The 12,771-nt window shown below is 56.6% G+C and carries 15 protein-coding genes; 12 read left to right on the forward strand and 3 right to left on the reverse strand.

All coding sequences use genetic code 11. The annotated features are described in order from the left end of the window. Window positions 1-54: 54 nt before the first annotated feature. Entirely contained in the window at window positions 55-600 is a 546-nt protein-coding gene (yjgA, locus tag EE896_RS02765) for a ribosome biogenesis factor YjgA (protein WP_003855525.1), read from the reverse strand. 114 nt (window positions 601-714) lie between these two features. Here yjgA and pmbA point away from each other — a divergent pair, with 114 nt between their 5' ends. The 11 genes from pmbA (at window position 715) to EE896_RS02820 (ending at window position 10,397) form a co-directional block, all read left to right on the forward strand. After that, window positions 715-2,055, forward strand: coding sequence for a metalloprotease PmbA (gene pmbA / locus EE896_RS02770; protein ID WP_003855526.1), 1,341 nt, complete (start codon window positions 715-717; stop codon window positions 2,053-2,055). 62 nt (window positions 2,056-2,117) lie between these two features. Next, the gene (cybC, locus tag EE896_RS02775) at window positions 2,118-2,504 is read left to right on the forward strand and encodes a cytochrome b562 (protein ID WP_003855527.1); all 387 of its coding nucleotides are present in this window, start codon (window positions 2,118-2,120) and stop codon (window positions 2,502-2,504) included. A gap of 294 nt (window positions 2,505-2,798) precedes the next feature. Continuing rightward, window positions 2,799-3,134 (forward strand): glycine dehydrogenase, encoded by a 336-nt coding sequence (locus EE896_RS02780; protein ID WP_003855528.1) that lies wholly within the window; start codon window positions 2,799-2,801, stop codon window positions 3,132-3,134. Window positions 3,135-3,147: 13 nt separating this feature from the next. Further along, window positions 3,148-3,504, forward strand: coding sequence for an SFCGS family glycine-rich protein (locus tag EE896_RS02785; RefSeq protein ID WP_003855529.1), 357 nt, complete (start codon window positions 3,148-3,150; stop codon window positions 3,502-3,504). 2 nt (window positions 3,505-3,506) lie between these two features. Further along, window positions 3,507-3,806 carry a DUF4312 family protein gene (locus EE896_RS02790; RefSeq protein ID WP_003855530.1) on the forward strand — a complete coding sequence of 100 codons (300 nt, stop codon included), beginning with the start codon at window positions 3,507-3,509 and terminating at the stop codon, window positions 3,804-3,806. Between the two features lie 127 nt (window positions 3,807-3,933). After that, window positions 3,934-4,710, forward strand: a complete 777-nt coding sequence (locus EE896_RS02795; protein WP_008925780.1) for a DUF4311 domain-containing protein — start codon at window positions 3,934-3,936, stop codon at window positions 4,708-4,710. Window positions 4,711-4,721: 11 nt separating this feature from the next. Beyond that, a complete protein-coding gene (locus tag EE896_RS02800; RefSeq protein ID WP_008925779.1) occupies window positions 4,722-5,363 on the forward strand; it encodes a DUF4310 family protein in 642 nt (213 codons plus the stop codon). Between the two features lie 43 nt (window positions 5,364-5,406). Next, window positions 5,407-6,537 (forward strand): amidohydrolase/deacetylase family metallohydrolase, encoded by a 1,131-nt coding sequence (locus EE896_RS02805; protein ID WP_110410969.1) that lies wholly within the window; start codon window positions 5,407-5,409, stop codon window positions 6,535-6,537. After that, window positions 6,521-7,642 (forward strand): DgaE family pyridoxal phosphate-dependent ammonia lyase, encoded by a 1,122-nt coding sequence (locus EE896_RS02810; protein ID WP_039659410.1) that lies wholly within the window; start codon window positions 6,521-6,523, stop codon window positions 7,640-7,642. Before EE896_RS02805 ends, EE896_RS02810 begins: the two co-directional genes overlap by 17 nt. Continuing rightward, entirely contained in the window at window positions 7,639-8,382 is a 744-nt protein-coding gene (gene dagF, locus EE896_RS02815) for a 2-dehydro-3-deoxy-phosphogluconate aldolase (protein ID WP_078805005.1), read from the forward strand. Before EE896_RS02810 ends, dagF begins: the two co-directional genes overlap by 4 nt. A 104-nt stretch (window positions 8,383-8,486) precedes the next feature. After that, on the forward strand, window positions 8,487-10,397 hold the full coding sequence (locus tag EE896_RS02820; RefSeq protein WP_003855534.1) for a BglG family transcription antiterminator: 1,911 nt from the start codon (window positions 8,487-8,489) through the stop codon (window positions 10,395-10,397). A 4-nt stretch (window positions 10,398-10,401) separates the two neighbouring features. Here EE896_RS02820 and EE896_RS02825 read toward each other — a convergent pair whose 3' ends face one another. Continuing rightward, window positions 10,402-11,301, reverse strand: coding sequence for a LysR family transcriptional regulator (locus EE896_RS02825; protein ID WP_003855535.1), 900 nt, complete (start codon window positions 11,299-11,301; stop codon window positions 10,402-10,404). Window positions 11,302-11,430: 129 nt separating this feature from the next. Between EE896_RS02825 and EE896_RS02830 the strand changes: the two genes are divergently transcribed. Continuing rightward, on the forward strand, window positions 11,431-12,135 hold the full coding sequence (locus EE896_RS02830) for a pirin family protein (RefSeq protein ID WP_003855536.1): 705 nt from the start codon (window positions 11,431-11,433) through the stop codon (window positions 12,133-12,135). 52 nt (window positions 12,136-12,187) lie between these two features. On the opposite strand, the gene dolP is transcribed toward EE896_RS02830, so the two are convergent. Further along, complete coding sequence (dolP, locus tag EE896_RS02835; protein WP_008925774.1) at window positions 12,188-12,760, reverse strand: division/outer membrane stress-associated lipid-binding lipoprotein; 573 nt, start codon at window positions 12,758-12,760, stop codon at window positions 12,188-12,190. Window positions 12,761-12,771 lie beyond the last annotated feature (11 nt).

A 12,771-nucleotide genomic window follows, 5' to 3' on the forward strand; every position in this document is an offset into this window, starting at 1 on the left:
CCGCTCAGACTTCCTGCCCTGGCCGTGCTCTGTCTGAGCACGTCTGCCATGGCATTACTTCGCTTCGGCCAGCTCGCGCAGATACTGGAAAATCTGACGTGCAGACTTCGGCGGCTTATTGCCCGCTTTCTCTTTCTGCGCGTTACGAATCATGCTGCGTAACTGCTGACGATCGGCTTCGGGATAGAGCGCAATCACATCGCCCATCGCCTCATCGCCCTGCTCAATCAGACGATCGCGCAACATTTCCAGTTTATGGAACAGTGCAACCTGCTGATTGTGGCGATTATTGAGCTTGTCCAGCGCAACACGAATCGGCTCCACATCTATACTGCGCAGCAGTTTACCGATCAGCTGCAGCTGACGGCGGCGACCCTCTTTCTTAATGCGCTGCGCCAGTTCAACTTCGTTACGCAGGCGCTCATCCAGCGGGATTTTATCCAGCGAGTTTTTACCCAGATCAACCAGTTCGGCACCCAGGCGCTTTAACTCTTCTGCATCGCGTTTAATTTCACTCTTACTGACCCAGATAATCTCTTCATCTTCTTCTTCGTCATTATCTGGCACATCGTCGAGCCACTCATCGGGCTGTTTGGTCATTTCCGGGCTCCCAAAAAAAAGAGGCTAATCGTACCAGTTTATCGGGTGACTGCGAAATTGTTCTCTGACTCTGATAGACTCAAATCATTCACACATAAGATTATGGGCAGGTCGATGAACGTATCTACTCAGGTTGCAGAACAGCGAAAAGTCCTGGAGCAGGCCATTGCGCAGGCACTTGAACTGGCTAAAGCAAGCACTGACAGCGCGGAAGTGGCAGTAAGTAAAACTACCGGCATCGGGGTCAGCACCCGCTATGGCGAAGTGGAAAACGTCGAATTCAACAGCGATGGTGCGCTGGGCATCACCGTCTATCATCAGAATCGTAAAGGCAGCGCCTCATCGACCGACCTCAGTCCGGACGCCATCAAACGCACCGTGCAGGCGGCGATTGATATTGCGCGCTACACCTCGCCCGATCCGTTTGCCGGCCCGGCTGACGCGGAGTTACTCGCGTATGATGCGCCGGACCTGGATCTCTACCATCCGTGGGAGATTGACGCCGACCGCGCCATTGAACTGGCGGCACAGGCGGAGCAGGCGTCGCTGCGTGCAGACAAGCGTATTACGAACACCGAAGGGGGCAGTTTCAATAGCCACGTCGGCATCAAAGTCTTTGGCAACAGCCACGGTATGTTGCAGAGCTACTGCTCAAGCCGCCACTCGCTCTCCAGCAGCGTCATTGCCGAGCAGGATGGCAATATGGAGCGTGATTACGCTTATACCATTGGCCGTGCGTTTGAGGATCTGAAAAGCCCGGAGTGGGTGGGTGCAGAGTGCGCACGCCGTACGCTCTCCCGTCTGGCTCCGCGTAAACTGCCGACCATGAAAGCCCCGGTGATTTTTGCTTCTGAAGTGGCGACCGGCTTGTTTGGTCATCTGGTGGGCGCGATCAGCGGTGGCAGCGTGTACCGTAAATCGACCTTCCTGCTGGATTCCATGGGGCAGCAGATCCTGCCGGAGTGGCTCACTATTAATGAGCAGCCGCATCTGCTGAAAGGGCTCGCCTCCACGCCATTCGACAGCGAAGGGGTGCGGACTCAGGCGCGCGACATCATCAAAGATGGTGTGCTGCAGACCTGGCTGTTGACCAGCTATTCAGCCCGTAAACTGGGCCTGACCAGCACCGGTCATGCTGGTGGCATCCATAACTGGCGCATTGCGGGCCAGGGCCACAGCTTTGACGAACTGCTGAAGCAGATGGGCACCGGATTAGTGGTGACTGAACTGATGGGCCAGGGCGTCAGCGCCATTACTGGGGACTACTCACGCGGTGCAGCCGGTTTCTGGGTCGAGAATGGCGTTATTCAGTACCCGGTCAGCGAAGTCACTATCGCCGGAAATCTCAAAGAGATGTGGCGCAACATGGTGACCATTGGTGACGATATTGAAACCCGCAGTAATATCCAGTGCGGTTCCGTGTTACTGCCTGAGATGAAAATAGCGGGACAATAAGATGGATTTCTGAAGCAGCCTGCAGGCTGCTTTTTTTTCATCACAATAAAAAGGAAATAATGATGCGTAAGCATGTGATTGCAATGTTGTCGGCTTCTCTGTTGTTCTCCAGCGTCAGCCTCTATGCGGCGGATCTGGAAAAGGATATGGACACGCTGAATGCGAACCTGAAAATCGTCAAGAAAAGTGACAATGCTCAGGAGATGCAGCAGGCGTTAACCAAAATGCGTGCCGCGGCGCAGGATGCCAAAAAATCAACGCCGGATAAGCTGGAAGGTCAGCCTGCTGACAGCGCGCAGGTCAAAGATTATCAGGCGGGCCTCGATTCGCTGATTGCGCAGATCGACGTGGTCAGTGCACTGGCGAAAGCCAACAACGTGGATGGCGCTAAGCGCGAAGCTGCTAAATTTGATGACATCCGCAATACCAACCATAAGAAATTCCGTTAATCAGATCGCCGGTCACCCTGACCGGCGATTTTTACCATCACTTCTGCTTATTACCGCGCCGTAAAGCCTCTTGCAACGCGCCTGTCGCCGCACAACATCGTCGTCTTTACCTGTTAAAACCCGCATTTTGCGCATTATGCGACGCCTGTCGCACTAAGCGTGCAGGCTGCGATCTGACGCACAACCTTCACGTCAATTTCCACTTACTGCTGGAAATGTTGCCTCTCCACAGTCGGGGTGATGACCGTTAATTTATTTTTAACGCGAATTATCCGATTTAACAGGAGTAGCAAGGTGAGCAATAAGGGCGTCCCGGTGTATGAAGCGTCACCGGAGAAAGTGCAGCAACTGGCTGACAGCGTAATGACGCAGATTGCGGCGCTCTATCAGCAGCATGGCATTCAGCCCAACGCGGTCCAGCAGCAGATGCTGCAATCCCATGTCGGCGCCATGGCGTCACGCTCGCTGAGCGGAGAGCCGCTGCCGGACGTGGAAGCGGAGCTGTTTGAAGATATTCCACCGGAAACCGTGGCACTGGCGCAGCAGGTGGTCGATCTGTTTGGCAATCTGCCCCGGGAAGAGGCCTGGCTGCTGTCAGTGCATATTGAAGTCGCGCGATCCAACAACTAGAGAGGAAGACAACATGGTAACAGTAGTGATTGGCGATCGTTTAGGTAAAGGCCAGAAAGTGGCTATTGGCATCGAAAAAGCGGGTGGCCGTGCTGTTGTGGTACCCGGTGTGGCGGCTGATATGAAACTGGGTGACGTGATGAAGGCAGAAAATGCCGATTTCGGTATCTCCTTCTGCGGCAGCGGCGGCGCTGGCGCCATTACCGCCCAGAACAAATATGGCTACAAAGCAAAGCATGGTATGCGCTCTATCGATGAGGGCGTCACCGCCATTAATGAAGGTGCCACGGTACTGGGTTTTGGTTTCATGGATAAAGAAGAGTTAGGCGAGCGGCTGGTGCAGGCCTGGAACAAGAAGCACGGCAGCTGATTATGAAAGAACAATACGTTACTCAGGTGACGGTCGAAGGCAAAGGCGATACCAAAGCGAAAGCCTTTGCAGACGCGCTGAGTCGGGTGCAAAACCAGGTTCTGCGCGCGACGCAAAAAATTCTGCTGCGCATCGAACCGCAGGATGTCCGGGTGCTGTGCGCGCAGGAGAGCGTAAAAACCGAGAAGTTTCTCTTCTTCTTTCTGGCACGTCAGCGGCGAAGCTTCAGCGTCACCCTGGAGATCACTGTCAGCGTCACCGTTTTCGACACCGAACGGGTGACGTTTACGGCGGCATCGTAAAACAGACCCTGTTTACATCAGCCCGCTACTGAACCGAATCTCAGCTGTCGCGATAGCGCGACGCTAAGACCGGAGCGACGCGGGCGCTGAGGCAGGATGGGTAAAAACGACAACAAGGTACAACAACATGTTTTTAATCATTTTGTTTAAGTCGTTGATCATTGGCGGACTGGTCGGTGTGGGTGTGGGGGCGGGTGCTGCACGCATGTTCCACGCGCCCACCACCCAGGGCATGGGCGCCTTTCGTACGCTGGGCGAGCTGAACTCGTGCGAAGGCGATCCGGCCTCTCATTTCTCCTTTGGTCTTGGCTTCTTTTTCAATGCCTGGGCATCGTCGGTTGCAGCCGGTTCATTCACGCAGGATGTCGATCACCGCATCATCCCAAACTGGGGCGCGGCCGCGCTGATGGTGAAGAATCGTAATGTGGCAGAGACGCTGCACGACCCGAAAAAAATGGCCATCGCCTGCGGCATTATCGGCATGATCGTCGTTGCCTTTCTCAACTCTACCGCGTCAGCTGTTCCCGCAGCGCTGCAGGTTACCGCAGTCAAAGTGCTGGTGCCCGCCGCTAACCTGCTGGTGAACACGGTGATGCCGGTAATCTTCTGGCTGGCAGCAATCGACGCAGGTAAAAAGTCAGGCTTCTGGGCCACCATTTTTGGCGGTCTGGCACAGCTAATCATGGGCAATGCCGTGCCTGGGCTGGTGCTGGGTATCCTGATCGGCAAAGGGGTGGAAGAGAGCGGCTGGAATCGGGTTACCAAAGTGATGATGACCGCTATCGTGCTGCTGTTTGTGCTGAGCGGCTTCTTCCGTGGTTTCGATATGAAGCTGTTGCAGTCCTTCCAGCTCGGCATTCCCGGCTGGCTCGACATGATCCACAACTCAGTCAGCGGCAAATAAGAGGCGATGCGATGAACGAAAATAAAGGCTTCTGGTATGCCGACTGGTCTTTCCCGATCTTTGTTGGCCTGCTCTCCTCGGGCGTCTTTGCCGGGACGCACATGTATTACCTCTACGGCATCGGCGCGTTCAACGAGGTGGCATTTGTGTCGATGCTGCGCGCAGGCATGGAGACCGGCGTCTACGGCGCAGTCGCCGCTTTTGGTGCCAGTTTCCTGTTTGCCCGCATTATTGAAGGTTCACTGGTGGGCATTCTGGATATCGGCGGGGCGATTCAGACCGGCGTCGGCCTGGGCGTGCCGGCACTGCTGCTGGGCGCGGGCATCGTCTTTCCGGTAGCGAATTTTGCGGCCTCGCTGGTGACGGGCCTGGTGATTGGTGTGGCGATTGGCTACCTGATTATTCTGGCGCGTAAATTCACCATCAATCAGAGCGACTCCACCTACGGCGCAGACGTGATGATGGGAGCCGGTAATGCCTCAGGGCGCTTTCTGGGTCCGCTGATTATCCTGTCCGCCATGGCGGCCTCGATTCCGATTGGTCTGGGTTCGCTGCTGGGTGCGCTGCTGTTCTATCTCTGGAACAAGCCGATCACCGGCGGTGCGATTCTCGGCGCGATGATCCTGGGTGCGCTGTTCCCGATTGCTCTCTGATCTCACCGGCAGCCCGGCAGCGGGCTGCCGTTAAGGAGAAACCATGTACGACTTGATTATCCGCAATGCGCGCCTTAGCGATGAGCAGGTGGTCGACATTGCGCTGCAGGATGGCCGCATCGCCGCCGTGGGCAACGTGCAGGGCACGGCACGGCGCGAGCGCGATCTGGCGGCTCGCTTCTACCTCAGTGCGGGCTGGATCGACTCCCACGTTCACTGCTATCCCAAATCTCCCCTTTATCATGATGAAGCGGACGCGATTGGCGTAGCGCACGGTGTCACCACGGTGGTCGATGCAGGCAGCACCGGCGCAGAGCACATCGATGATTTCTACCAGCTGACGCGCGCAGCACAGACCCAGGTGTATGCGCTGATTAATATCGCCCGCACCGGCATCGTCACTCAGAATGAGCTGGCCGACATGACGCAGATCGACGGGGAGGCGGTGAAGCAGGCTGTAGCGCGACTGCCGGATTTTATCGTCGGCCTTAAGGCGCGCATCAGCAGCAGCGTGGTCGGTCAGAACGGCGTCCAGCCACTGATAAAAGCGAAGGCTATTCAACAGGCGAGCGGCGGTCTGCCACTGATGGTTCATATTGGCAATAATCCGCCCAATCTTGACCAGATTGCCGATCTGCTCACCACGGGCGACATCATCACGCACTGCTTTAATGGCAAACCCAACCGCATTCTGACGCCGCAGGGTGAACTCAAAGCAGCGGTTAAACATGCCATTGCGCGCGGCGTAAAACTTGATGTCGGCCACGGCAGCGCCAGCTTCAGCTTTGAGGTCGCCCGGGTGGCGATTGCGCAGGGCATTCTGCCCGACACCATCAGCTCTGACATTTACTGCCGCAATCGTCTGGCCGGGCCGGTTCACAGCCTGGCGCATGTGATGTCGAAATTTTTCAGCGTCGGCATGACGTTGCCGCAGGTCATCGACTGCGTGACGATAAACGCGGCCGCCGGATTGCGCCTGCTGCGTAAAGGCCAGCTGAAAGTCGGCTACGACGCCGATCTGACTGTTTTTAGCATCAAAGAGGAAACCCGGCCCTTTATCGATTCCGAAGGTGAAGAGGTCGCCGGTGAGAAGCAACTGGTTCCGCTGGCGGCGGTGGTCGCTGGTACGTGGATCGCCACTGAAGAAGGAATAGCGCATGACCTCGGTTTATGAAAAGTATGGCCTGAAGCCGGTGATTAACGCCTCTGGCCGTATGACGATCCTCGGCGTATCGACCCCATCGAGTGACGTGGTCGATACGGTGAAGTATGGCCTCGATCACTACTTCGAAATGAAAGATCTGGTGGATAAGACCGGTGCGTATATCGCCGGTCTGCTGAAAGTGGAGAACGCGCTGGTGGTCTCCTGCGCCTCGGCCGGAATCGCCCAGTGCGTGGCGGCGGTGATTGTAAAAGACAACGACTGGCTGGTGGATAACCTGCACGCCGCGCCGCTGACCGTTCCGCACCAGATTGTGGTGCCGAAAGGGCACAACGTGAACTATGGCGCGCCGGTCGGCAGCATGGTGGCGCTGGGTGGCGGGCAACTGGTGGAAGCGGGTTACAGCAACGAATGCTCACCTGCCCAGCTGGCGGCGGCGATCACGCCACAGACGGCGGCGATCCTCTATGTGAAATCGCACCACTGCGTACAGAAGAGCCATCTTGATGTGGCGCAGGCCGCGACGGTTGCGCGTGAGCATGGCCTCCCGCTTATCGTCGATGCGGCAGCAGAAGAGGATTTGCAATGCTACTACCAGGCGGGCGCCGATCTGGTGATCTACAGCGGCGCAAAAGCGATTGAAGGGCCGACCAGCGGGCTGGTGATTGGCAGACACCACTACGTTGAGTGGGTCAAACGCCAGACCAACGGCATTGGCCGCGCAATGAAAGTGGGCAAAGAGGGGATTCTGGGGCTGACCCAGGCGATTGAAAATTATCTGTCACAGCCAAAAATCAGCGGCGCGCAGATGGTGGAAAAAATGACGCCGTTTATTGAACAGCTTAACAGCCTGAACGGCGTGACAGCCCGCGTCGTGTGGGACAGTGCCGGACGCGATATCGCCCGCGCTGAAATTAAGTTCGATGAAGCCGCGATCCAGCAACGCACCGGCGATCTGGTGCAGGCGCTGAAAAAGGGCGATATAGCGATCTATTTCCGCGGCTATAAAGCCAACGAAGGAATCATTGAAGCGGATGTGCGCAGCGTCAGCGCCGATCAACTGCACACTATTTTTACCCGCATTCAGGCACTGTTAAACGGGGAGAAACACGCATGACGCTGACACCTAATTTTTATCAGGATCGTCTCTGCCTTAACGTCCTTGCGGGATCAAAAGAGAATGCGCGCGCTATCTGGCAGGCAGCAGAAGGGCACGTGCTGGTCGGCGTGCTGTCAAAAAACTACACCAGCAATGACGCCGCTATCGCTGATATGCGTGAATATGCTGCGCTGATCGATAATGCACTCTCGGTGGGCCTGGGCGCGGGCGATCCAAATCAGTCACAGATGGTCAGTGAGATTTCGGCGGTGCTGCAACCGCAGCATGTGAATCAGGTCTTTACCGGTGTCGCCACCAGTCGTGCGCTGTTGGGTCAGTCACAGACTATTGTGAACGGTCTGGTCTCGCCAACCGGCACGCCAGGTCAGGTAAAAATTTCTACCGGACCGCGCAGCGCAAAACGGCAGGATGGGATTGTGTCCATCGAAACGGCGATTGCGATGCTGCAGGATATGGGCGGCAGCTCGGTGAAATATTTCCCGATGGGGGGTCTGCAGGCGGTGGATGAGTACCGCGCTGTGGCGGTAGCCTGTGCAAAACAGGATTTCTGGCTGGAGCCCACCGGCGGCATCGATCTGGAAAACGTCGGCGAGATCGTGCGCATTGCGCTGGACGCGGGCGTCAGCAAAGTGATCCCGCACGTCTACAGTTCGATCATTGACAAAGCCAGCGGAGAGACCCGCATTGACGATGTGAAGCAGCTGCTGGCCATCTGTAAAACAGTACTGGCCCGGTGATCGACACGATCTGCCTTTGACAGGCAGATCGTGCAGCATGGACGTTGCGTGACGAACGCCGTAGGCTGAAGTTTTCACTCTCTGCCAGCAAACAGGTAACGCTTGTGAGATTTCCCAATCAGCGCCTTGCGCAACTGTTCGATGCCCTGCAAAACGAAACGCTGCCTCAGGATGAGCTGGCGCGGCGTTTTGCTGTCTCGACACGCACCGTGCGTACCGATATTACGGCGCTGAATGCGCTGCTGGCAGATCATGGTGCGCAGTTTATCCTGAGCCGTGGCGCGGGTTATCAGCTGAAGATCGAGGATGCTCAGCGCTTTCAGCATCTGCAGCAGCATACTGCCTCACCGCTGCGGGTGCCGCGTACCTCGCAGGACCGGGTTCGCTACCTCCTGACCCGTTTTCTTACCGCTGCCTATTCACTGAAACTTGAAGAGCTGGCGGAAGAGTGGTTTGTCAGCCGCGCGACCCTGCAGAACGATATGGCAGAGGTGCGCGAGTGGCTGGGTCGCTATCACCTCACCATTGAGAGTAAACCGCACTACGGCATGAAGCTATTTGGCAGCGAAGTGGCGATTCGGACCTGTCTCACCGACCTGTTATGGCAAATCGATCAGGCGATGCCAGAGAGTCCGCTGCTGACTATTGAAGCGCTGAACAGCGGCATGCTGGAGACGCTGCGTCCGCTGCTGCAAAGCTGTTTTGCGCAGCACAACATTCGCCTCAGTGATGAGGGCGAGCGCTATCTGCGGCTCTATTGCGCCGTTGCTGTGCGTCGCATCAGCGAAGGTTATCCGCTTAACGATCCCGGTGCTGAGGAGATTGGCGATGAGGTGCGTGAAGCGGCACATCAGCTGATTAATCTGATGCGTCCACTGGTCAGCAAACCAATTTCACCCGCTGAAGAAAACTGGCTGCGGGTTAACATTGCCGCGCGGCGCATTCAGGCGATCGCTCCCAGCGCCATCAATGCCGATGATGCCGACGCGCTGGTGGATTACCTGCTCAGCTTTATCAACACGCACTACAACTTCAATCTGCAAAACGATCAACAGCTGCGAGCCGATCTGCTTACCCACATCAAAACCATGATTACCCGGGTGCGCTATCAGATTCACATCCCTAACCCGCTGCTCAGCAACATCAAGCAGCACTATCCGATGGCCTATGATGTCACCCTGGCGGCGGTGACCAGCTGGGGGAAATATACGCCTTACGTCATTACCGAGAATGAGATTGGCTTTCTGGTGCTGCATATTGGTGTCGGACTGGAGCGCCACTATGACGTGGGCTATCAGCGTCATCCACAGGTGCTGCTGGTGTGCGACAGCGGTAACTCCACGCTGCGCATGATTGAAGCGATGTTGCTGCGGAAATATCCGCAGTTGCAGGTCACGGCCCGACTGTCACAGCGCGAGTATGAGGCGCGCAGTCGCATTGACGAAGATTTTGTCATCTCAACCATCCGGCTCAGCGAAAAAGAGAAACCCGTGGTGGTGATGTCACCGTTTCCCACCGGTTTTCAGCTGGAGCAGATTGGCAAGCTGGTGCTGGTCGATCGTACGCGGCCCTATATGTTGGCGAAATTTTTTGATGCCCAGCACTTTCATATTGTCGACCAGCCGACGACCCGGTCTGAGCTGTTCCGCCAGCTAAGCGATCAGCTACAGGAGGAGGGGTTTGTGGATGAGGCGTTCTATCCGTCGGTCGAAGAGCGTGAAGCGATTGTCAGCACGATGCTGGGCGAAGGCATTGCGCTGCCGCACTCGCTGGGACTCCTGGCAAAGAAAACCGTGGTCTATACCGTGCTGGCCCCACACGGTATTCCCTGGGGAGACGATACCGCCTATGTCATCTTCCTGCTGGCGATCAGCAAAAGTGAATATGAAGAGGCGATGGCGATATACGATCTGTTTGTGACGTTCCTGCGTGAAAGGGCGATGACCCGGCTGCGGGACTGCACCGATTTCACCTGCTTCAGGGCGGTGGCGATGGATTGCCTGAGTCGGCCATAGGCTTTTAGTTTTTCTTCGCCAGCAGGCGGGGGATCTCGCGCAGACACCAGGATTTGGCTTCGCCCATGCTGTCGCGCCGCCACGCCATAATAATATCAACCTCGCGAGTGTATTCCGGACTCACCACGCGCAGACGGCCTTCCGCGATATCCTGCTCCACCAGTGAATAGGGCATGGTTGCGACACCCAGCCCCGCCAGCAGGGCACGGCGCTTATCATCCATGCTGCTTACGGTCAGGCGCTGCTGTTTATCCAGTAACTGCACGGTCAGCACCGGGCGCTCACGCGCGGTATCTGCCACTGCAATGCCCCGGTATTTCACCCGCGTCACTTCAGACTGAGGTTCAGGCTCGTTATGGATTGGATGGTCAGCACTGGCGACGTAAACACTCATCATGGTGTAGAGCTTACGGGTATTGATCTCGGTGGAGGCACGGAAGTGCATATCGGGGGCGATCACGATATCGGCACGGCCCTGTTCCAGCCGCTCCCACGCGCCTGCCAATACTTCGGTAACCAGCGAAAATTGTGTATTGGCTTTGTCAGCCAGCTTTGTCACCAGCGGAAACAGTGCATCAATGGGCACCAGCGCTTCAGTAACGATGGTCAGATGGGTTTCCCAGCCACGCGCCAGCGCTTCCGCATCGGTGGTGAGCTTATCGGCCGCTTCCAGCAGTACCCGGCCACGCTCCAGCAGCATGCGTCCCACGTTGGTAAATTTAGTGCGGTGACCGGAGCGGTCAAACAGCACCACATCCAGCTCCTCTTCCAGCTTTTGCATGGTGTAGCTGAGGGCTGAAGGGACACGCCCCAGTTCATCTGCTGCTGCTGCAAAACTGCCACGTCGATCAATCGCATCCATAACGCGTAAAGATTCAAGGGTTAATGCACGCTCTTTGGCCATCCCGGTTCTCTGTCAGGAAATTTGAACATGCCGGGCAGATTAACTGGCTAACAATCCGGCGTCCAGACTTTTACCATGGGTGCATAAAGTCCGTGGCCGATCCTCGTCACCGGATGCCGGAGGTAAATAATGATAACGACACGCAGTGCGTCCGCATGTGGTCAGGCCGATTTCGGCTGGTTGCAGGGGCGTTACAGTTTCTCTTTTGGCCACTATTTTGATCCTAAACTGATGGGTTACGCATCGCTGCGTGTTCTGAACCAGGAAGTGCTGGCACCGGGTGCGGCTTTTCAGCCGCGTACCTATCCTCAGGTCGATGTGCTGAACATCGTGCTGCAGGGTGAAGCTGAATACCGCGACAGCGAAGGCAACACCATCAGCGTGCGGGAAGGAGAGGCGCTGCTGCTCTCTGCCCAGCAGGGGGTAAGTTACACCGAAATTAACCTGAGCAAAGATCGTCCACTGACACGTATGCAGCTATGGCTGTCAGCCTGTCCTGAGCGCGAAAATCCGCGGATGCAAAAGATTGCCCTGACGGAAGGCCGGTTGTCTCAGCTGATCGCCTCGCCGGATGGGATAGATGACAGTCTGCAGTTGCGTCAGCAGGTGTGGATTCATCAGGTTGAGCTGGCGCCGGGCGAACAGCACTCGCTGCGGATACAGGGGCCACGCGCCTATCTGCAGTCAATTCATGGTTCGCTGGAGGCGATGTCCGGCACGGATCATCAGGAAAAGCTGGGCTGTGGCGATGGTGCGTTTTTGCAGGAAGAGAAGCTGTTGCAGCTGAAGGCGAAAACCGCGACCCGCGCGCTGGTCATCGATATTCCGGTCTGAAAATCGGGCAATAAAAAAGGCGGCCATAGCCGCCTTTTTGCGTTTTAGCGTGTTACTTCAGCATGGTAAAGGCGGTGGTGACGTGTTTCACGCCACTGACGCGGCTGGCGACATCAGCCGCGGCCTGCGCTTCCTGTTGTGTCACCAGACCCAGCAGGAACACTTCGCCATTCTCCGTCGTCACCTTCACGTTGGAGGATTTCACCTGATCGCTGCCCAACAGCTGCGAGCGGATTTTGGTGGTAATCCAGGTGTCTGACGACGTGGTGCCCAGCGTCACTTTCTGGCCGATGCGGATCTCGTTATAGACCTCGGTTGCGCCATCAACGCCCATGGTGATCTGTTTGGCACGATTGGCGATCTCCTGCGAAGGCGCCTGACCGGTCAGCAGCACTTTGCCCTGATAGGCGGTGGCGACAACGCGGGCATCGGTTTTAATCTGCTGATCTTTTGCCAGCGCGTTCGTGACGCGTAGCTCCAGCGTGCCGTCATCAACCTGTGTACCCACCGAGCGGGGATCCGTGGCCGTTTTGGTGGCAACAGCTGCGCCGCCAGCGACGACCGCCACGCAGCCCTGCAGTAGCATGGCGGTTAACAGAATAGCTATAGCATTCAATGCTTTCATTCGTGCTCCTT

The organism is Pantoea eucalypti (genome assembly GCF_009646115.1).
Classification (GTDB): Bacteria; Pseudomonadota; Gammaproteobacteria; order Enterobacterales; family Enterobacteriaceae; genus Pantoea; species Pantoea eucalypti.

Bases quoted from the DNA above. Each gene is read 5' to 3' on its own strand.
- yjgA (WP_003855525.1), bottom strand. From the start codon at position 600: ATGACCAAACAGCCCGATGAGTGGCTCGACGATGTGCCAGATAATGAC.
- pmbA (WP_003855526.1), top strand. From the start codon at position 715: ATGAACGTATCTACTCAGGTTGCAGAACAGCGAAAAGTCCTGGAGCAG.
- cybC (WP_003855527.1), top strand. From the start codon at position 2,118: ATGCGTAAGCATGTGATTGCAATGTTGTCGGCTTCTCTGTTGTTCTCC.
- EE896_RS02785 (WP_003855529.1), top strand. From the start codon at position 3,148: ATGGTAACAGTAGTGATTGGCGATCGTTTAGGTAAAGGCCAGAAAGTG.
- EE896_RS02790 (WP_003855530.1), top strand. From the start codon at position 3,507: ATGAAAGAACAATACGTTACTCAGGTGACGGTCGAAGGCAAAGGCGAT.
- EE896_RS02795 (WP_008925780.1), top strand. From the start codon at position 3,934: ATGTTTTTAATCATTTTGTTTAAGTCGTTGATCATTGGCGGACTGGTC.
- EE896_RS02800 (WP_008925779.1), top strand. From the start codon at position 4,722: ATGAACGAAAATAAAGGCTTCTGGTATGCCGACTGGTCTTTCCCGATC.
- EE896_RS02805 (WP_110410969.1), top strand. From the start codon at position 5,407: ATGTACGACTTGATTATCCGCAATGCGCGCCTTAGCGATGAGCAGGTG.
- EE896_RS02810 (WP_039659410.1), top strand. From the start codon at position 6,521: ATGACCTCGGTTTATGAAAAGTATGGCCTGAAGCCGGTGATTAACGCC.
- dagF (WP_078805005.1), top strand. From the start codon at position 7,639: ATGACGCTGACACCTAATTTTTATCAGGATCGTCTCTGCCTTAACGTC.
- EE896_RS02825 (WP_003855535.1), bottom strand. From the start codon at position 11,301: ATGGCCAAAGAGCGTGCATTAACCCTTGAATCTTTACGCGTTATGGAT.
- EE896_RS02830 (WP_003855536.1), top strand. From the start codon at position 11,431: ATGATAACGACACGCAGTGCGTCCGCATGTGGTCAGGCCGATTTCGGC.
- dolP (WP_008925774.1), bottom strand. From the start codon at position 12,760: ATGAAAGCATTGAATGCTATAGCTATTCTGTTAACCGCCATGCTACTG.